13 protein-coding genes are annotated in these 20,176 nt (G+C 43.0%); 9 read left to right on the forward strand and 4 right to left on the reverse strand.

Going from position 1 to position 20,176, the window contains the following annotated elements:
* Window position 1: 1 nt before the first annotated feature.
* The 8 genes from E0F88_RS20710 to E0F88_RS20745 all read left to right on the forward strand — a co-directional run bounded on the left by E0F88_RS20710 (window position 2) and on the right by E0F88_RS20745 (window position 15,337).
* Complete coding sequence (locus E0F88_RS20710; protein WP_165940120.1) at window positions 2-1,747, forward strand: SusD/RagB family nutrient-binding outer membrane lipoprotein; 1,746 nt, start codon at window positions 2-4, stop codon at window positions 1,745-1,747.
* A gap of 537 nt (window positions 1,748-2,284) precedes the next feature.
* Window positions 2,285-3,241, forward strand: a complete 957-nt coding sequence (locus tag E0F88_RS20715; RefSeq protein ID WP_131960193.1) for a PKD domain-containing protein — start codon at window positions 2,285-2,287, stop codon at window positions 3,239-3,241.
* 23 nt (window positions 3,242-3,264) lie between these two features.
* The gene (locus E0F88_RS20720) at window positions 3,265-6,672 is read left to right on the forward strand and encodes a SusC/RagA family TonB-linked outer membrane protein (protein ID WP_229213851.1); all 3,408 of its coding nucleotides are present in this window, start codon (window positions 3,265-3,267) and stop codon (window positions 6,670-6,672) included.
* A gap of 18 nt (window positions 6,673-6,690) precedes the next feature.
* Window positions 6,691-8,346, forward strand: coding sequence for a SusD/RagB family nutrient-binding outer membrane lipoprotein (locus E0F88_RS20725; RefSeq protein ID WP_131960194.1), 1,656 nt, complete (start codon window positions 6,691-6,693; stop codon window positions 8,344-8,346).
* A 77-nt stretch (window positions 8,347-8,423) separates the two neighbouring features.
* Complete coding sequence (locus E0F88_RS20730) at window positions 8,424-9,710, forward strand: hypothetical protein (RefSeq protein ID WP_131960195.1); 1,287 nt, start codon at window positions 8,424-8,426, stop codon at window positions 9,708-9,710.
* Between the two features lie 133 nt (window positions 9,711-9,843).
* A complete protein-coding gene (locus E0F88_RS20735; RefSeq protein WP_131960196.1) occupies window positions 9,844-11,202 on the forward strand; it encodes a PhoPQ-activated pathogenicity-related family protein in 1,359 nt (452 codons plus the stop codon).
* A gap of 308 nt (window positions 11,203-11,510) precedes the next feature.
* A complete protein-coding gene (locus E0F88_RS20740; protein WP_220466361.1) occupies window positions 11,511-13,550 on the forward strand; it encodes a beta-L-arabinofuranosidase domain-containing protein in 2,040 nt (679 codons plus the stop codon).
* An 8-nt stretch (window positions 13,551-13,558) separates the two neighbouring features.
* On the forward strand, window positions 13,559-15,337 hold the full coding sequence (locus tag E0F88_RS20745) for a purple acid phosphatase family protein (RefSeq protein ID WP_131960198.1): 1,779 nt from the start codon (window positions 13,559-13,561) through the stop codon (window positions 15,335-15,337).
* A 43-nt stretch (window positions 15,338-15,380) separates the two neighbouring features.
* Here the strand turns inward: E0F88_RS20745 and E0F88_RS34340 are convergent, their stop codons facing one another.
* From E0F88_RS34340 to E0F88_RS20755, 4 genes are all read right to left on the reverse strand, one after another.
* On the reverse strand, window positions 15,381-15,584 hold the full coding sequence (locus tag E0F88_RS34340; RefSeq protein ID WP_262709898.1) for a type II toxin-antitoxin system VapC family toxin: 204 nt from the start codon (window positions 15,582-15,584) through the stop codon (window positions 15,381-15,383).
* Window positions 15,585-15,593: 9 nt separating this feature from the next.
* Window positions 15,594-15,770, reverse strand: a complete 177-nt coding sequence (locus E0F88_RS34345; protein WP_165940121.1) for a PIN domain-containing protein — start codon at window positions 15,768-15,770, stop codon at window positions 15,594-15,596.
* A 38-nt stretch (window positions 15,771-15,808) separates the two neighbouring features.
* Window positions 15,809-15,982: a hypothetical protein gene (locus tag E0F88_RS33755; RefSeq protein ID WP_165940122.1), complete on the reverse strand. Its 174-nt coding sequence runs from the start codon at window positions 15,980-15,982 to the stop codon at window positions 15,809-15,811.
* Window positions 15,983-16,082: 100 nt separating this feature from the next.
* Window positions 16,083-16,643: a methyltransferase family protein gene (locus tag E0F88_RS20755; protein WP_131960200.1), complete on the reverse strand. Its 561-nt coding sequence runs from the start codon at window positions 16,641-16,643 to the stop codon at window positions 16,083-16,085.
* 370 nt (window positions 16,644-17,013) lie between these two features.
* Between E0F88_RS20755 and E0F88_RS20760 the strand changes: the two genes are divergently transcribed.
* Window positions 17,014-20,172: a SusC/RagA family TonB-linked outer membrane protein gene (locus tag E0F88_RS20760; RefSeq protein ID WP_131960201.1), complete on the forward strand. Its 3,159-nt coding sequence runs from the start codon at window positions 17,014-17,016 to the stop codon at window positions 20,170-20,172.
* Window positions 20,173-20,176: the final 4 nt, after the last annotated feature.

Genomic DNA, 20,176 nt, shown 5'->3' on the forward strand with positions numbered 1-20,176 from the left:
TATGATCAAGTTAATAAAATATGTTGCCTTATGTTCGACACTGGTACTCGGTATATCCTGTACCGACCAGCTGCGACTGGATGAAAGGGAAACGTCCTTTAATAAAGATTACTTTACCTATTCCCGTTATCAGTTGACAACTTCAATTTTAAACGTGGCCAAAAGTTACGGTAAGTCCGCGATAGACGCGCCAAAAGGACAAGCTGCGCTTTATTTTATGGATACTTACAGCGCGGACCAGATTGCCGGATTTTACAACAAAACGGATGCAAACTGGTCGTATCAGGACGTGAATGCTTACGCTGGTACGGGTGCGGACGGAGCAGGTCAGCTTAGAACGCTCGAAGCTGTAACGAAGCTGGCAACAACTGAGGGCAACATGGCGAATGTGGCTGCTGCTGATATCATGAAATGTGTAGTAGGCGCTTACCTTACTGAGAAATACGGCGACATTCCATTTACTGAGGCGGTTCAGGGCAGAGCGGGTGAGCTATTTCCAAAATTTGATTCGCAGAAAGTTGTTTATGAAACCATGTTTGCGATGCTGGACAAAGCGGTCGCTATTTTGGCAGATCCAAATAGCAAAGGTTTACCGGCCGATCACGACGTACTTTTTAAAGGAGACAAAACAAAATGGATCAAGTTTGCAAACTCCCTGAAATTTCGTCTGATGGTGCATTCTTATGATGCATTTAAGAAAGCAGGTAAGGATCTGGGAGCCGATATGCAGGCGATTGCCGGAGGTACCAATTATATGTCGACCGTGGCTGATAATGCTGGCCTTACATTTCCTGGTATCGCAGAAGCAGACTCTTGGTACATGCAAAGAACATGGGGAAGCGGAAATACATTCACTGAGCAAAAACCAACAAAATATCTGATTGACCAGTTAGTCGCTCTGGATGATCCGCGTATGTACGTTATTTTTGCGCCTGTTCTTTCTCCTTTGTCAAGTAAGCCAACAAAAGTTGATGAAACGATAAAAATAAACGGTTTTTCATACGTCATCAATCATTACCCGGCAACTGCGGCTGACGCTGCGGCATTAACAGCAGCCGGAAGAGACTTAAATGGCAATGTAACATCTGTTCCTTATGTTTTGGACGCCAAATGGTTCGGAACTCCAAACCCGACTAACGTTCAGTCGCTGTATGGCGGTACCGGTTTGGCCGGAAGTAACGGTTTTTATGACAATCGCCGCATTACAGGGTTCTCAAACCTGCTTGCAAAAGCAAGTGATCCAAGACTTAAGGCAGTATTAATGGAAGCCGATGAGATGGCGTTCCTGCTTGCAGAAGCACGTCAAAAAGGTTGGATTTCAGCCGGAACTGTAAAAGGTTATTACGATAACGGTATCAAATTATCTTTTCAAAGATGGCAGATTGAAGATGGTACGAAGCCAGCAACGCATATAGGCTCTGACAAAATAGTTGACAACTTTGCTGCTTATACTGCGAAAGCAGGCGTTGCGCTGGACGGCACAGCTGCTGATCTTGACAAAATTGCTTTGCAGAAATGGCTGTCTATGCTGATTACCAATCAGACAGAGGCCTATACCGATTACAAAAGAACCGGAAAACCTGCTTTTGTTGGTAAGATAGCCCAATCCTTTGGAGCTTACACCTATCCTCAGCGTTATATGTACCCATTGGATGAAGCAAGCAATAATAAAGCAAATTACGACGCCGCAGTCAGTGGCTTGGGAGGGAAAGACCTGCCATCGGCTAAAATGTGGATTCTGAATTAATAGGTCATAACTTTTAAATGCAAAGGAGTACTGTCATTTAATTGGCGGTACTCTTTTTTTTGCAAAAAGTTGTGAGTCGATAGTACTATTTGTTGATTGTAAAGTATTGTTAGGAAATGAAAGTGTTGGCTTCCGGGTAGTCAGGATATATTATTTTTTTGATCAAAAATAGTATGCATACATAATATAATCATAATATACACCACATAAAAACATCTCTGCCAATGCATTAACATTGCGCCTTATTAAACCAATCTTCCACCTTCTTTTTATCATTTATGGTTCATGTCATCTACCTAACATATTCAAATTTATGAGATTAGATTTTACAAAATGTAACCAGCAAATTCCGGGTATTTTGATCCTTTTGTAATTAAACTTTAAGTAGTCTGCTAGCATAACAATGATTCCTATTGAGCATTTTTTAATTGTTAAAAAACAACATGAATATGATAAAAAATGTAGTGTCCGAAAATGTATCGACCTTAACCAAACCATCATCAAAATAAATTTAAACCCAGTCAATCTATCTATACTATGCAAAAACTTGTGCCCAAATTAATGTCGGTCATTCTCATGGCAGTGATGTTCACCTTGGTGTCATCGTGCGATGATGATAATGATAGCCCGGTGTTTCCGTTTCATGCGGAGATTTACAACACGCTTCAGGGAAAGCAGGTGGCTTTTCAGGGGCTTACCCACAGTGCCGTAAGTTGGTCGTGGGATTTTGGCGATGGTAAAACCAGCACCGAACAAAACCCTGTTCACGTATATACAGCAGGAGGTTACTATGTGGCCAAGCTCACTGCTAAGGACAGTAAAGGAGAAACCATTACCAAAAGTGTCAACCTTGCTGTGGATTTAAGACCTTACGATTACCTTGTCGGAGACCACACCACAGCTGGTTATGCAGGTAAAAAATGGAAATTGACAAAAGCCCATACTGCCGCAGGCGACTACCTCGCTAACGCGGATGCCACTTTCACAAGTGCTACTCCCTACAATCCTATTCCTGACGGGATTTTTGCCACGAGCACATTTAATATGGGAGCTATTTATGATGACACCTATACCTTTTTCTATGACGGTAAATATGTGCATGATGTGAAAGCCGATGGTGCCGCATTTGGTGGCCTTGTTTATCAAATTGCCACAGGAGGCTATCCTGCCAATGTTTTAGTTGGTAACGCAACCTATGGCCTTTGCATTGCTAAGTACACGCCCCAGGCCAATGCCAAATTCACTTTTGTGGAAAGCGAAGATTTCAAAGTTTCTTCGGCTTATACCAGCGCTGGTCTTACATTTAAAGGTACGAAAACTCTTGATTTTTCAGGAACAGAGTTTATCGGCTTCCGCGATTTTCAACGTAAAGTGGTAATGAGGTCTATTTCCAACACACGTATGCAACTCATTATGTTCATGGCTGCAAGCGACAAAGCCGTGGGTGTAAATACGCATGCACTGATTCTTTCTTTTGAAGCTGTAAAAGAATAACCCCAACCCTATACATTTTTATTATGAAACAATTCTGTCAAAACATGATGAAGTCGGTTTTGGTTATTCTTTTCCTGACGTTGTCCGTGAACGCGCAAGCGCAGGAACGAATCGTATCAGGAAAAATAACCGATGCCAACAATGCGGCCATTCCTGGTGCCAGCATCCTTAAAAAAGGAACCACCACCGGAACAAGCGCCGATGCTGATGGAAAATATACACTTTCCGTTGGTGCCAAGGATGTACTTGTCGTTTCATTCATTGGTTATAAAACACAACAAGTAACCGTAGGTACACGAAGCGTCATTGATGTAAGCTTAGAAACCGATGTGAATGAACTCAGGGAAGTAGTGGTAACCGCCCTGGGTATTCAGCGCGAAGAAAAATCGCTGGGTTATGCTATTGGTAAAGTAGCTGGTGTTGAATTTACGAAAGTGGCACGCGAAAACTTTTTAACTGCTATGCAAGGTAAAGTGGCCGGGGTAACCATCAACGAAACCGGTGGTACAGGCTCCACCGTTAATGTGGTTATCCGCGGTGCAAAATCATTGAGCAATGATAACCAGCCTTTATATGTGGTTGATGGCGTGCCCATGTTCAATAGTGCTAACAACGTAAGTGGTTTTGGAAGCGGTAACAGTACGGTGGATTATGGAAATGCCATTTCAGATATTGACCCTGAAAGTATTGAAAGCGTATCGGTGTTAAAAGGTGCGAGTGCCACGGCACTTTACGGCTCGCGTGCCTCTAATGGCGTTATGCTCATCACCACCAAAAAAGCAAAAGATGGCCAGGGAATGAAAGTGAGTGTATCAACCAATAATACTTTCGATTTGCCGCAACGCTATTTAGGAGTGCAAAAGCGATATGGTGGTTATATTGTCACCACACCTGAGCAAAACGGAGGCAGCCAGATAATGAACCCATTGATATCACCAATCGGTCTGGGTGCTGAATTGGATAAAGGCTATTATGCGGTGCAATGGAACTCGCCTTTGGATGCTAACGGAAAACCCATTCCGATGGAATTGAAGTCGTATCCCAACAATGTGAAAAATTTCCTTAGGGATTACGGCTTCACCACTACCAACTCGGTACAGGTAACCAACGGTGGAAAGATGGTGAACATGCGCATAGGTGTAACGAGCATGAAAAACAAGGGGTTGATCCCGAACACCGATCTTAACCGTAATAATTTGTCGTTGTCACTTTCGTCAAAGCTCACAGAAAGACTTACTGTTAGCACCGACATCAATTATGTAAACAGCTTTGCTAAAAACCGGGCTTCAGGCGACCGCGGCACAAACCCCTTGCAATGGGCTTACGTCACTCCCGCTTATGTCAACATCATGGATTTAAAAGATTACAACATCGGTCAGGGTAATAACATTAAAAACCTGCTGCCGGGCGATAGCAACAATCCGTGGATGTTGGCTTATGATGTCAACAACAGTTTTAACCGTAATCAGATTTTCGGAAACTTAATGGCAACGTATAACTTTACCCCGAAACTTTCGCTTATGGCACGGATGACGATTGATAAACTGGACGAAGTGCGTGAATCAAAAATCGGGCAAGGCTATTCACAAGAGGCGAAGAACGGTTCTTACGGTATTGGCAACCTCAATAGTTTTGAACGAAACACTGATGCCTTGCTTTCATACAAAGACAATTTTGGTGATTTCGCGGTGAATGTTTCGGCAGGTGCCAATGTGCGTTACAGCAAATCGTCCAATGTAAGGAATTCGGCAAGATCAGGTGCAGGTTTGATTATTCCCAACCTGTACACGATAAGTAACATTTCCAATACTGCATTGGATTATAGTTCGGCCCGCGCTGAAAAACAAGTGAACAGCGTATACGGTATGGCCAACTTAGGATGGAAAGATGCGATTTACCTCGATTTGACCGCACGTAATGACTGGAGTAGTACGTTGCCCGTAGCTAACCAATCATTCTTCTACCCATCTGCTTCATTAAGCGTGTTGATTAATGAATTTATACCCATGAACCATGTTGACATGCTGAAAGTAAGGGGAGGCGTGGCGCGCACTGGGTACGATACAGATCCTTACAGATTGTTGAGTTCTTATGGCAACGGAGGCAATTGGGGGGAGGCAATTATGTTATTTAAACAACCGGGCTTACTTAACCCTAATTTGAAACCTGAGCAAATTACTTCTCAGGAATACGGAGTGGAAGCCAAAATGTTTGCAGGCCGCGTTCGCTTTGACGGAACCTATTACATTATGAACGACCGTCAACAGATTTTCGGCGTTCCGCTTGCACCATCGACAGGGTTCACAAGCATTAACATCAATGCAGGGTTGCTGCAAAGTAAAGGGGTTGAACTTATGATTGGTGGCACACCCCTAAAGACCGCTGACTGGAATTGGGATTTGAACCTGAACTTTACCAAAAACCAGACCAGGATATTGGCGCTTGCCGATGGTATCCCCTATGTTGAACCGTGGAACCAGGCCGGCGTTTCGAACAGAGGGTATGTGAAAGGAACAACCTTGCCCGATGGCTCTAAAGCCGATGGGTTACTAGGTAATTTATATACACGCAAAACACTGCGCGTTACTGATAAAGAATCGCCTTACTATGGTTACCCGATTATCCCCGGAAATCCCAAGACCGGAAATTTTAGTGATGATCCTGAGTTGACCAACTCAAACATTTATTCCCAAACCGGTAACTACAACCCTAAATTTATCATGGGTTTGCAAAGTTCGCTGACCTGGAAAGGCTTTACACTTGGCATGACGTTCGATTGGCGCCATGGCGGGCAGTTTGTATCGCAAACTTTTCGCTACATGAACGATGATCAGCTCACCCAATACTGGGCAGACAAAACCGTTACTCCGGGTGTGGCAGGCGGCCCCAGCGATGAACTTCGCAATTGGGTAGTTCAAAATGCCAGCACGTTGATTACACCCGAACGTGTTTATCCAATCGGCGGTCCTACACCCGAAACAGGGGGCTTTCCGGAAAGTTCAAATATGCCTTTTCCCGGCACTAAGGACGGCGTTTTCTATCCTGGTGTATTTGGTGAAATGGGCAGCGATGGAAAGTTTACCCTTTATCAGGAAAATCTTGGAAACCCAGGAACAATATTCGAACCGTGGGGTGCAAGCAACCTTTGGTCGGTTGGTTCATACGCGGTGTTTGATGCCGATTACCTCAAACTTCGCGAAATTTCGTTGAGTTATGACCTCCCAAAAGCATGGGTGAAGAAAGCGAAAATGGACAATGCTTACATTTCAATTTACAGCCGTAACATTATGCTATGGACAAAGAGCGGGTTTGGTGTTGACCCTGAACGGGCATTTCAACCTTCAGGTAGCGGAATGTTTCAAGGTGTTGAACGCTATAACGTTAGCCCGTGGATTGTTCCCGTTGGTTTCAAAGTTGGTTTTACATTCTAATCACAAAGAGAGAAGTGTATGAAAAAGTTTAGTTATAAAGTCATAACCCTATCGCTGAGTTTACTTTTCATGCTTGGTGCATGTAAAGACCTGGACGATCTAAATGTTAATCCCAACTCGCCCTCTCCTGAAACAACCGACCTCAACTTGTTATTGCCAACCGTAATTACATCGTTAGGTAGTCAGATCGTTGATCTGGGCTTCGGAGACCTTGCTGGAGTAATGCAGCATATGCAGAAAACAGGTTGGCAAGGTGGTTTCAATGCTTACGACTGGGCTTCGCCCGGCCAAAGTTGGACAGGATACTATGGAATTTTGCGCAATGCCGATGAGTTGCATAAAAAAGCCGTGAAAGACGGATTCAAGTACCATGAAGGCGTAGCGCTGATTATGAAAGCCTATACCTTTGGCCTGATTGCCGACCTTTGGGGCGATGCTCCTTATACCGAAGCGTTGCGTGCGGAAGAAGGTTCAAAGTATTTCAAACCCGTGTTTGATAAGCAGCAGGATATTTATCACGGTATTCTTGCCGAGCTTGAAACTGCCAACACACTTTTGTCACAAGAAGGTGGCAAGCCTATCAACGCAACTCAGGATGTACTTTTTGCAGGAAATGTTGCCAAATGGAGAAAGTTTGCCAATTCCCTGGCACTGCGTTATTATATGCGCTTGCAGGCCAAGGAACAAGCTTATGCCAAAGCAGGTATTGTTAAAATTGCTTCTGATCCGGCGAAGTATCCGTTGATTACTTCAGCCGCAGACGATGCCAATGTGAGTTACCCGGGAACCGCCAATGCGGCATGGCCTACAAACATGGTGTTCAATAATTCACCCGATGGAGAATATATGCGCAGAAAACCAGCTTCCATATTGGTAGAGGCGCTTAAAAGTTTAAAGGACCCGCGCATTGCCGTTTGGTTCGATAAAGTGCCGCAACCGCTGGTGCTTGTACCAGGTACAAACGTCAGCCGGGCAAGCGCCGACGGTAAAACATGGGAGATTTCGGCTGACAAAGCAAAAAATTATGAAACCACCTACAACACCCCCCTGAATTACAGCACCGATTACATTGGTATTCCTCCGGCAATTGGAGGGGCAATGTTTTACAATCTTCAAATGGAAGGTGGAGTAAGCGGGCAAGGCCGCTACAACCCGCACATATCGCAAATAAACAGCATGTACAAAAATGCTGCAGGCGATTTGCTGAAGATGCGACTTATATCAGCGGCCGAAGTAAATTTCATTTTGGCCGAAGCAGCATCCTACACATGGATTACGGGAGCAGAAACATATTACGCAAAAGGAATTCAGGAGTCGTTTAACGCATGGGGCGTTGGCGCCGCTTTTACAAGTTACATTGCCGGAGCGTCTTATAATGGTCTTCAAAGCATCATGCAACAAAAATGGATAGCCAGCTGGAGTGCTGCAGCCGAAGCCTGGTTCGACTGGCGCAGGACAGGCTTGCCGGCATTGAACGCCGGCCCTTCGGCCGCAAGGTCAGTTTTACCACTTCGTTTTTACTATAGTCTTGATGATGATTTAAATACCAATACCGATAATGCTAAAGCGGCCATAGCTAACCTTGTGCGTACGTCATATGCGGGCAGCGACCCTACTAATAACAGCGCATGGTCAAAAACATGGCTGTTGGAAGGAACAGGAAAGCCTTATTAATAAATGAATAACATTGGAATAAAATAACGGTGCGGGTGATTGAAAAATCACCCGCATTTACGTAACAATCTGCACCAATGAACAAGAAAACACTTATAACCCTCCTTTATTTTATTTGCCATATTACCCTGGTGAGTTACGCCCAGCACTTCAAAGCAGGTGCGGCATTCCGAAACATTACTCCTGACCCGCTTTTACCCGTTTCCGGCGGAATTGGAACACCAAAAAAAGCAACTGAAAAAAACGGTGAACTATCCGTTCGCGCGATCGTTTTTGAAAAAGCAGGTACAAAAGTAGCAATTGTGAATGTTGACAATCTGGGATGGCCGGCTGCGCTTGGAAACAAATCCCGGGCGTTGATCAAAGGAATTGCTCCGGAAAACATTTTGATAGGTGCCACGCATACACACAGCGGACCCGATGCCTATGGATTTCCAAATGAAAAGGGCGAGTCTTTTGCCGACTTAAAGTATCTGGACGATTGTATCAAAAAAATTGCAGATGCCGTAAATGAGGCATCTCAGAAGCTGGAAGATGCTTCTCTCAAAATTGCTGTGGGTGAGGCAAAAGGCAAAATTGCCTACAATTATTACGCAGATCAGCTTTACGACCCCCGTTGCGGTGTGATTCAGGTCATTGCCAGTTCGGGATCAAAAAAAGGAAAAGCCATTGCAACGCTTGTTAACTATGCCATTCATCCTGAGGTTATTGGGTCTGGAAGAGGTATTTTAAGTCCTGATCTTTGCGGACCTTTGTATGATCGCATTGAAGCGAAGGGGGGAGGAACTGCAATATTTATGAATGGTGCACAAGGTGGAATGGTGACGGTAGATAACCGCAGGGAAAATAAAGAAGAAGCAAATAACTGGGAGGAATGCAAACGGATTGGCGAGTTGCTGGCCGACGAAGCATTGCGCATTGCCGACGCCGCGCCTTTACAGGAAAATCCTTCACTTTTCTGTGCTTCGCGCCAAATTGAGTTTCCCGTAGATTCTGAAATTATGCGTTTTATCCTCAAAAATTCACCGATAAAAAATAAAATGTCGGGAGAAAACAGAGTTTCTACCCAACTGAATCTGCTGAATATAGGAACGGCTCAAATCCTGTCGGTCCCGGGCGAAGCTTTGCCGAATATTGGTTTTTATGTAAAACGAAAAATGAATACCAAGCAGCCATTTCTTTTCGGACTGACCAATGATGCTTTTGGTTATATGCTGACAAAAGTTGATTTTAATAGTTTTAAAAGATACGATTACGTAAGTCGTACCAGTCTGGGCGAAATGACGGGAGAGATTTATATCGAGCAGGCATTGAAGCTGATCTCAGAAAGTCCTTCGCCGGACGGTTTCCGGTCTGAACGGTAACGGGCTGAACGGGTTCAGGGCCATTTCGTTCAGACCGTAAAAATATGTTCAGACCGAAACGTAAAATACGTTGAGGCCGAAACATAAAAACGAATCAAAATAATATTTTTAGTTAAACCAAAAAACCTCTCCAATGTTTAAAAAGATCACGATTCTCGTAAGCAGTTTTTTTCTGTTACAATCCTTTACTTTTAATGTAAATGCACAAAAAACAATAACGCCTGAGACTGCCCTCCAGAGTTATCTGGACAATGGTGATAAAACTTTCAAATGGGAACTGAAAGATTCCTACACGAAGGATGATCTGACGATCTATAACATCCTGCTAACTTCTCAAAAATGGCGTGAGTTCACCTGGACGCACCAATTGACCATCATCGTTCCAAAAGAAAACAAACATGACGGCGCACTGCTGTTTATAACCGGGGGCTCAAATAAAAATGAATTGCCCAACTGGAACAGCAAAAAGGATGATAAACTAATTGCTTCTCTATCAGGTGTAGCAGCGGCCAACAAAGCCATTGTCGTACAATTGAAACAAACTCCCAATCAGCCCTTTTTCGGAGACCTGACCGAGGATGCACTAATATCTTATACGCTTCATAATTTCAAAAAAGACAAAGATTACAGCTGGCCCCTGCTTTTTCCAATGGTAAAAAGTGCTGTCAGGGCCATGGATGTGGTACAGGAATTTTCAAAACAAAAACTGAATCATGAGGTGAAACGCTTTGTCGTTTCAGGTGCTTCAAAAAGAGGATGGACAACCTGGTTAACCGGCGCAAGTGATAAGCGTGTAGCTGCCATTGCTCCAATGGTAATTGATATTCTGAATATGCCGGTGAGCCTGGATTACCAGATAAAATCATGGGGTGACTATAGTATTCAGATTGAAGATTATGTAAAACTGGGTATACCTCAAAACAGCAACACGCCCGACGGTTCGGCTATCACGACGATGATTGACCCTTATTCCTACCGCGCTAAACTGACGATGCCTAAAATGATATTTATGGGTACAAATGATGAATATTGGGTAGTTGACAACATCAAAAATTACCTGAAGGATATTCCCGGAGATAATAGTCTGCATTATGTACCAAATGCCGGGCACGACCTCGGCGGTGGAGCGCAGGCAATGGAAGCACTGGGTGCATTTTATGGCGCTACTTTAAACAAAACACCCTACACGGTTTGTGACTGGAAACAAACTGTTACTAAAAAGGGTGTTCAGGTCGATATTAGAGCGACTGCGAATCAGTTGGTGGATGTGATATTATGGTCGGTAGATTCACCTGACCAGGACATCCGGAATGATAAATGGACGAGTAAAAGTCTTGGTATTAAAAACAAGTCAAAAGTTGAAGTAACAGAAGCATTTCCATCAAGTGGTTTTCGTGCATTTTATGTTGATCTGAAATATAAAAATTCTACAGGAGGAACCTTTACGGAAAGTACCAGGGTATTTTTGACAAATGAAAAAGCGGTATTGTAGGACAGGAGTTAGGGAAGTTAAGTAGTTAGGGGGAGTTAAGTATTAGAAGAAATATGTAGTTAAAGAAGTTCCAGGAGCCAGAAGTAGGAAGCCAGGGACCAAGGATTGTTCCGGGACCGAATTAAATTAACCCTGGGTTTTAACCCGGGGACCAAAACAGATACTAATCCCCCAACCCTGAAAGGGTTGAATAACCCATGTTTTAAGGGTTTTAGGCAGATATGGGACCAGTCTTTTTCTTGCTCCCAAACGATTTATTTATAAATTGGATTTCCAATCCTTTTTATAAACTCAATTTCATGCACTCAATGTTAAAAAAATTATTGCTGTCTCTTAGTCTTATAAGTATCATTTTCCAGGCGTTTGGCCAGGATTCCAATAAGGCTTTGGTAAAAACAAATTACGTGAACAACCGCTCACCGCTCCGTCAGAATGCTTATCTGGAATTACCTCTCGGCGCCATCAAACCCCAGGGCTGGCTAAAGGAAATGCTGGTTCGCCAGAAAAACGGAGCAACGGGAAATCTTGATAAACTATATCCTTTGGTAATGAATGAGCGCAACGGCTGGCTTGGTGGTGATGGCGACCAATGGGAACGTGGCCCGTATTGGATAGACGGCCTTTTGCCTCTTGCCTATATTCTCGACGACAAAGAACTCATCTCAAAAACAAAACCATGGGTGGAATGGGCGATCAAAAGTCAGCAGCCGGACGGTTATTTCGGCCCTTCAACTGATTATCCGGGCCAGGCGGGCTTACAGCGGGACAACAGTCGTGACTGGTGGCCAAAAATGGTAACGCTTAAAATCTTAAAACAATATTATTCAGCAACCGGTGATCAGCGGGTGATTACCCTGATGACTAATTATTTTCAATATCAGCTTAAAGAATTGCCTCAGAAGCCGTTGAATAACTGGACTTCCTGGGCGAAATTCCGGGGTGGTGATAACCTGATGGTTGTTTACTGGCTCTATAATATTACCGGAGATAAGTTTCTGCTCGAACTGGGCGATCTACTGCATAAGCAGACCTTTGATTTTACCAATGCTTTCCTGAATACCGATATGCTCTCAAACCAGGGAAGCATTCATTGCGTGAATCTGGCCCAGGGAATGAAAGAGCCTTTAATATATTATCAGCATCATCCCGAACAAATATATCTGGACGCCATGAAAAAAGGGCTTCAGGATATCAGAAAGTACAATGGACTGGCACATGGGCTTTATGGCGGAGATGAGGCGCTTCACGGAAACAGCCCCACGCAGGGATCCGAACTGTGCAGCGCGGTCGAAATGATGTTTACGCTGGAAAGTGGTCTGGAAATAACCGGTAATACGGATTATGCCGATCGTCTCGAAAAAATAGCGTTTAATGCTTTGCCGGCTCAAACGACCGACGATTATATGGGCAGGCAATATTTTCAGCAGGCAAACCAGGTTATGGCAACAAGGCTGATGCGCAACTTTGCCGATAATCACGGAGGAACGGATGTATGTTTTGGTTTGCTGTCGGGTTACCCATGCTGTACTTCCAATATGCATCAGGGCTGGCCGAAGTTTACTCAAAACCTCTGGTACGCAACGGCTGATAAAGGTTTGGCTGCATTAATTTATTCTCCCAGCGAAGTAAAGGCGTTGGTGGCTGACGGTACAGAAATTTCTTTTAAAGAAGAAACGAATTATCCTTTTGAGGAAAGTATACGGTTTACGTTAAGTCTGAATGCAAAAACAAAACAAGTTGCTTTCCCCTTCCATCTGCGCATTCCTGCCTGGTGCAAACAGGGAATTGTAAAAATTAACGGGCAGGAATTTCAAAAAGCAGACAGCAGCCAGATTGTGAAGATTGAGCGGACATGGAAATCAGGTGATGTGGTCGAATTGCTTTTACCTATGCATGTTTTTAAAAACAAATGGGCAGAGAATTCAATGTCTGTAGAACGAGGGCCGATTACTTATGCGCTTAAGATCGGGCAGGAGTTTAAAACTGTGACGAATACAAAGGATCCTGTGGATTTTGGAAAAACCTATGTGGAAGTACGGCCAACTACACCGTGGAATTTTGGGATATTCGAGGTGCCGGATGCTAAAATGAGTGATTTTTACAAAGTTGAAAAAACAGGTGTTTCAACAAACTTTCCCTGGAACCTGGAAAACGCGCCTTTGCAGCTAAGAACAAAAGCCAGGAGAATACCGTCCTGGCAGCTTTACAACGAGTCGGCCGGGCCGCTTCCTTTTAGTACAATTTACGGAATGGAAACGGCAAAGGAGGAAGAAGAGGTAATATTAGTGCCGTACGGTTCTACCAAACTACGCATTTCACAATTTCCGGTTGTCGGGACAAAAAAATAATTTAGAAAATGAAACGGATTAGACTTACCCTCCTCTTTTTAATTGTTGTATTAGCTGTTTTGTCCTGTGGCAAAGAGGAGTCAGATCAAAATGTATTAGTCAAAACGGTTATTGACAATGCAGTTACGCGTTTGTATGAAAAACTAGGTCCTTCACAGCTGGATACAATTTCTGAATCATATATAAGGAATTTTCTGTCTGCGGATGAACTGGAAGTTCTTGGCACTAAATTCTGGACTTTTGAGACCAATGTCCCGGTTACGGTTTCTTTAATGCGGGACACAGCACAAAAAACGATTCCTTTCTGGATTGAAGAAAGTGGTTTTAAAAAAACGAATCTTTTTGTTAAAAATGAAGAATATACCTACGAAGTATGGCAGAAGGATTTTGATGCAGGAAAGGTCGGACTGGGAATAAACGGTTTTGACAAACACAGGCCGGTTTACTTCGTCAGTGTTGCACCACAGGATACAAAAAAGGAACTTCAAATAACCAACGTATATCCGTCGGAGTATAATCTTGATACAATGAGAACCGGCGCCTTTACTTATCATGACTGGGATGGGCTGATATTGACCGAAGTTCCTGAAAAACTTAAAGGTCAGGTGTTATTTACAACCGTTCGCGGACGAGCCAGGGAAGCGCATCTGGTTGGTGCTTTTCGGAAAACAGCGACTCCGTCATCAGCGAAACCCGACCAGCTTATTCTCACCTGGAGTGCTGATCCTAAAACAAGTATTGATGTACAGTGGCGTACTAATTCTGCGGTAAAAGATGGAGTGGTAAAATATTGGAAGGAAGGTTCAAAAGACACTTTGAGTGCCAATGCAGTTGCTTTCAAGATGGAAGACCGTCTATTGCAGAATGATCGTTACGTACAAAGATTTACTGGCAAACTTAATAAACTTGCACCAGGAACAACTTATCATTACAGCGTTGGTTCCAAAGATGGCAGCTGGTCTGAAACGGCAAAGTTTAAGACTGAGCAGGATGAGAAAAATGGTTTTTCATACATCTGGTTTGGAGACACACATCACTCTCCGGTTTGGGGTGATATGGCGCAAAAAGCTTTCAACAGACATCCTGATGCCGCTTTTTATTCTATTGCGGGTGATTTGGTAAGCACTGGTTTACATCGGAACGAGTGGGACGAATTGTGGAGTCATCCCGGAAAAGTATTTAGAAACAGACCTTTAATGCCGGTTCCCGGTAATCATGACAGTCAGGATGGATTGGGTGCCTGGATGTATCAGGAAATGTTCAGCCTGCCGGAAAACGGGCCGAAAGATTTACCAAAGGAAATGACTTATTCATTCGTTTATCAGGATGCTTTGTTTCTGATGATTGATTGTACTTTACCTGTTCCGGCCCAAACGGCCTGGATTGAAGCACAGTTAAAAAACTCAAAAGCCAAATGGAAGTTCGCCATGTTCCATTTTCCGCCGTATAATTTCGTTGAGCCTTATGACGAAATTATGCGGGAGTGGTGTTCGCTTTTTGACAAGTATCATCTGGATATGGTTATGAACGGTCACATGCATTATTATCTGCGAACAAAGCCCATGTTTAATAAAAAGGCCGTTGCAACTCCTGCTGAGGGAACAATTTACACGATGTCTATTAGTATTCCGGGTAAACAGGAAGAATGGCCTGCCGAGGATTACGCCGTGGTCCGCTATCCCGACGGCCCGCTGTATCAATACATTTCCATTACAGGTAACAAGCTGTCTTACAAATGTTTTGATCCTGAAGGGAAGCTGAAGGATGCTTTTGTGATTGAGAAGTAAAAATAACGGTTGAATGGCTTAGTGTAACGCTTCGTTTTGTGTGTTACTCTAAAATTTGCAATTCTCCGATCCGATTGAAATGTTTAGTGTTTAACGTAGCGATAGGCAAATCGTGAGCGATGGCAGTTGCTGCGATGAACAAATCGGCAATCCCAATTTGTCTTCTGTCCCTTTTAAGTCTATTATTTATTTCTACGGCCACTCTAACCATAGACTGATCGAAAGGTAAAACCTTGGTGTTTAGCAGAAATTTTTACTAGTAGTCAACTTGCTCAGGTGTTGTTCCTGAATAAATTTCATACTCTGTAATTGCAGAAATACTAATTGAATAACCCTTTTGAACCAAGGCAACAAGTTTTGAATGTGCTTTGTTTGTCTTTCGGAAAAAATCAATAGGTATTGATGTGTCAGCAAGGATTAGTTTTTTTGCCATTCGTTGATAGCTTTTCTTGTCTCTTCAATCTCTTCCAGTTATTTTTTGCTGTACACCGGACCTGACAGGAGTAAAGTTTCAAAATCTGACGCTTCATCCTTTACTGATAATTCCTGCTCCACTTCCCGTTTCAGTTTTTGCCACTGTTTTTCAGGAAGTTTTTTTGCTATTTTAACAAGCTGCTCGAATCCAATATCTATCTGTACCTGCATAAATCAAAGTTAAGTTTTTTTTGAAGAAATTTTAGACCATATCCCGTTAGAAATCATTGATTCGATAATGCTAATAACATAAACGGAATCCAAAATAACCTCACCAAACAAACGGAATCAACCCCTTCACCCGCTTCCTGTAAGTAACATACTCCTCCCCAAACTGCTCCATTAATACCTTTTCTTCGATTTTAATCCGCATGATAAAAACGGTTATGACAGAAACAACCACCAGAATAAGACTGATCCAGTTGTTGAGCGAAAGGCCAAACCCGACAAATGAGAACAGAGAGGCGAAATAGGATGGATGACGGAGCAACGCATACAATCCGTCTTTTTTAAGCTGATGCCCTTCGCGGATTGTCACATCCACAGTGAAAAACCGGCCTAGTGTTATTATGGATGCGAATCTGAGTACAATACCTCCAACAATTACAGCCAGTCCGATGTAACTTATTATACGGTTAGCCACAATAGGTAGGTAATACATCATCGCAATGGCGTTCGCGGCAGAAATAGCAAGGATAATTACAATCCAGATAACACCAAGCGAATTTTTATCTGCGTGCTGCTTGTCGGTGCTTTTTGAATGGAGCATTCGGTTAAGTGTAACTTCCGAAATAAGCCAGATCGCATAAGTGATAATAAAAGTGATGTTCATAGTCAGGTTGAGATTAATGTTTTGATATTGACCCGTGACCAATTTAAAGAAAATTCTAACGCCTGCTAATTCGAATCAGCCTCCAAATTTAAGATATTTATAAAGTGCACAATTTCAGGTTTTTAGTGTATTTTAAAAACAGTATACAAACAGTTACAAAAAGAATTAAATGTCAATTTTGACAAAATATAATTTCTATAAAATTTAAATTTGTAGAATAATCAATATTATTTATAGGTAAAATCAATATTAAATTTCAGATAGTTAATTCTGTATAAGTATCGGTTAATATCGGTTGATTGGCGGGTCATAATGTTTCTTATTATTGTGTAACGGTTACTTGTAGCCGATTACCTAACTAATAAATATTATGAGAAAAAATCTACTGCTGAGCTTGCTCATGGTGTGCTCCTGCTGGCTTACGGTGTATGCGCAGCAAAAAAAGATTACCGGCAAAATAACTTCTGCCGACGGCGCAAGTGAACTTCCCGGCGTATCGATCATTGCGAAAGGAACCAGCATTGGAACAAATTCCGGCTCGGATGGAACGTATTCCATTAGTGTTCCAAGCGGAACTACTTCTTTGATTTACAGTTTCGTGGGAAGTATTACCCAGGAAATTGTAATTGGGAACCAATCGGTGATTGACGTGAAACTTGCAGATGATACCAAAAGTCTGCAGGAAGTTGTAGTTACAGCACAAGGGATCGCGCGTGAAAAACGGGCACTCGGTTATGCAGTGGCCAACATCGACAAGAAATTGATTGAGGACAGACCACAGTCGGATATTGGACGTACACTTCAGGGGAAAATTCCTGGCGTAAACATCACTTCCACTTCCGGTGTATCGGGTACCGGTACCAACATCATTATTCGCGGTTACTCCTCCATCACAGGTTCTAACCAGCCGTTATTCGTTGTAGATGGTGTGCCTTTTAACTCAAACACCAACTCCCGGGGTGGATTTACCAGCGGAGGGCAGTCGTCATCCAGTCGTTTCCTCGACCTTGATCCTAACGGGATTGAAAACATCAGCGTTTTGAAAGGTCTGGCTGCGACCGTATTATATGGTGACCAGGGACGTAACGGTGTTATTTTGGTAACTACTAAAAACGGCACGCAGAAAAACAGGCCAACTGAGGTTTCTGTTTCTCAGTCGATATTTACAAACCAGGTTCATTTGCCTGATTACACAAGTACTTATGCCGGAGGTTTTCAGCAGGCGCCGGGCTACTTTTTCAGTAACTGGGGGCCAAATTTTAATGAAGTTCCTGCAGGCTCACAGCTTCACCCGTTTACATATTTAACCAATGCATCTTTAAAAGCAGCTTTTCCTGAATTGGTAGGAGCACCTTATGATTTCCGCCCTTACACGGATAACGTAGAAAAATTCTTTCGTAAAGGTATTATCTCAAATTCTTCCCTGAACATTTCAGGTGGCGGAGAAAAGGTAAGTTACAATGCTTCGGTGGGTTATAACAATGAGCAGGGATACATTCCGGGTAACAACCTGAAGAAACTGAATATTGGGATGGGGATTAATGCCCAGCTGAATAAAAAGATCAGTTTGATGACATCCTTCAACTTTGCCAATACAGATCAGGTATCTCCTCCTTTGAATGCTGGCCAGGGTAACAATACCTTGGGTGGTTTCCCTTCCATTTTGGCTAACGTGATGTACACACCTCTGAGTGTTGACCTTTGGGGGATGCCTTTTGAAAGCCCTGTTGATAACCGCAGCGTTTATTTCCGGAGCGGAAACGATATTCCAAACCCACGTTGGATGCTGAAATATTACAGTAATACCGGCAAAGTAAACCGGTTATTCAACTCAACTTCATTACGTGCCGAACTGGCAAAAGATCTGACACTGCTTTATCGCGTTGGTTTGGATACTTATACTGAAAATCAGGAATACAAGTACAATAAGGGAGGGGTCGATTTTGTAAACGGATGGTACAGTACCAATGATATTACCAACACGATCTGGGATAACAGCCTTATTTTGTCTTATAACAAAGTTGTAAGCGACAAATTAACTTTCTCAGGAAAAGTAGGCGGTAACCTTCGTAATGACCGTTTCCGTTCAATCACAACGACTAGTGATAACCAGCTTGCTTTTGGTTTGATGCGCCACTCTAACTTTATCTCAACGGTAGCAACCAATTATGAAGAGGAACAAACCAGAATGGGTGTGTACGGGGAAATTACCGCCGATTTTGGTAACTACCTGTTTTTGAACGTCGCCGGTCGTAACGACTGGACTTCAACAGTTGAAAAAGAAAACCGCAAGATTTTCTATCCTTCGGGAAGTGTCTCTTTTGTTCCTACGTCTGCTTTCCCTGGTCTTGAATCTGAGGTTATTAATTTCCTGAAAATCAGAGCAGGTCTTGGAACTTCCGCAGGTTTCCCTGGTCCGTATAATACAAGAAATATCCTGAATCAGGTTGCACGTGGATTTGTAGATAAATCAGGAACAGTTTCTTCAACGCACTCAGTAAGTGATGTACTTGGTAACCCGAATCTTAAACCTGAGCTTTTGACGGAATATGAATTTGGTATTGAATCAAAATTGCTGAACAACAAAATTGGTGTTGACCTTACAGTCTATCGTCGTGATACAAGAAATCTGATCACAGCCACACCGCTTGATCCTTCAACAGGTTATACTTCCACGACTATCAACGTAGGTAAGCTTCGCAATGAAGGAATTGAACTGGGCCTTACCATAAACCCAATTACCGGCGAGGGTTTTAACTGGGAGATGAATCTGAACTATACCAGAAACGTTGCAATGGTTAAAGAATTGGGTGGCGGACTTGAAGAGGTTCAGGTTGCAGGTTTTGGTGGTGGTTTAGGAAACTATGCTATTCCTGGTAAGCCTTTTAACATCATCAAAGGAACGGCAATTCGCCGTGATGCAAACGGAAATCCGATCATTGGCAGCAACGGTTATCTGCTTTCTGATGCCTCACCTGCTATTCTTGGTAATCCAAACCCTGCTTTTACAAGTGCTTTGATCAACACTTTCCGTTACAAAGGAATTTCTCTGACATTCATGATTGACTATCGTCATGGTGGTGCCATGTATTCCACAACTGCGGGTGCTTTGCTTGGACGCGGTTTGACAAAAGATCTTGACTTTGATCGTGCACAGTCGTTCATTTTTCCGGGTGTGATGCAGGACGGACAGCCTAACACTACGCAGATCACGGCTTCCAACGTTTATTTCGATAACTACTATTTCTTTGGTGATGAAGGCCGTATGTACGATGCTTCTACTATTCGTCTGCGTGAAGCTTCTATTTCCTATTCAATTCCAAAAAAGCTTTTGACCAAAACTCCTTTCAAAGGAATATCACTTTCTTTTTCAGGAAACAACATCTGGTACAAAGCGTTGCATTTCGAAAAAGGCCTGAATTTCGATACGGATAACCTGGGTCTTGGGGTAGGTAACGGAATGGGCTTTGAGTTCCTGACCGGGCCAAGCTCAAGAAGAATGGGTGGAACTTTGAAATTGTCATTCTAACAGA

This window comes from Dyadobacter psychrotolerans (genome assembly GCF_004349265.1).
In the GTDB taxonomy this organism is placed as follows: Bacteria; Bacteroidota; Bacteroidia; order Cytophagales; family Spirosomataceae; genus Dyadobacter; species Dyadobacter psychrotolerans.

Coding starts and splice junctions, on each gene's coding strand:
- E0F88_RS20730 (WP_131960195.1), top strand. CDS start 8,424: ATGAACAAGAAAACACTTATAACCCTCCTTTATTTTATTTGCCATATT.
- E0F88_RS34345 (WP_165940121.1), bottom strand. CDS start 15,770: ATGGCAAAAAAACTAATCCTTGCTGACACATCAATACCTATTGATTTT.
- E0F88_RS20760 (WP_131960201.1), top strand. CDS start 17,014: ATGAGAAAAAATCTACTGCTGAGCTTGCTCATGGTGTGCTCCTGCTGG.
- E0F88_RS20720 (WP_229213851.1), top strand. CDS start 3,265: ATGAAACAATTCTGTCAAAACATGATGAAGTCGGTTTTGGTTATTCTT.
- E0F88_RS20735 (WP_131960196.1), top strand. CDS start 9,844: ATGTTTAAAAAGATCACGATTCTCGTAAGCAGTTTTTTTCTGTTACAA.
- E0F88_RS20710 (WP_165940120.1), top strand. CDS start 2: ATGATCAAGTTAATAAAATATGTTGCCTTATGTTCGACACTGGTACTC.
- E0F88_RS20715 (WP_131960193.1), top strand. CDS start 2,285: ATGCAAAAACTTGTGCCCAAATTAATGTCGGTCATTCTCATGGCAGTG.
- E0F88_RS20740 (WP_220466361.1), top strand. CDS start 11,511: ATGTTAAAAAAATTATTGCTGTCTCTTAGTCTTATAAGTATCATTTTC.
- E0F88_RS33755 (WP_165940122.1), bottom strand. CDS start 15,982: ATGCAGGTACAGATAGATATTGGATTCGAGCAGCTTGTTAAAATAGCA.
- E0F88_RS20745 (WP_131960198.1), top strand. CDS start 13,559: ATGAAACGGATTAGACTTACCCTCCTCTTTTTAATTGTTGTATTAGCT.
- E0F88_RS20725 (WP_131960194.1), top strand. CDS start 6,691: ATGAAAAAGTTTAGTTATAAAGTCATAACCCTATCGCTGAGTTTACTT.
- E0F88_RS20755 (WP_131960200.1), bottom strand. CDS start 16,643: ATGAACATCACTTTTATTATCACTTATGCGATCTGGCTTATTTCGGAA.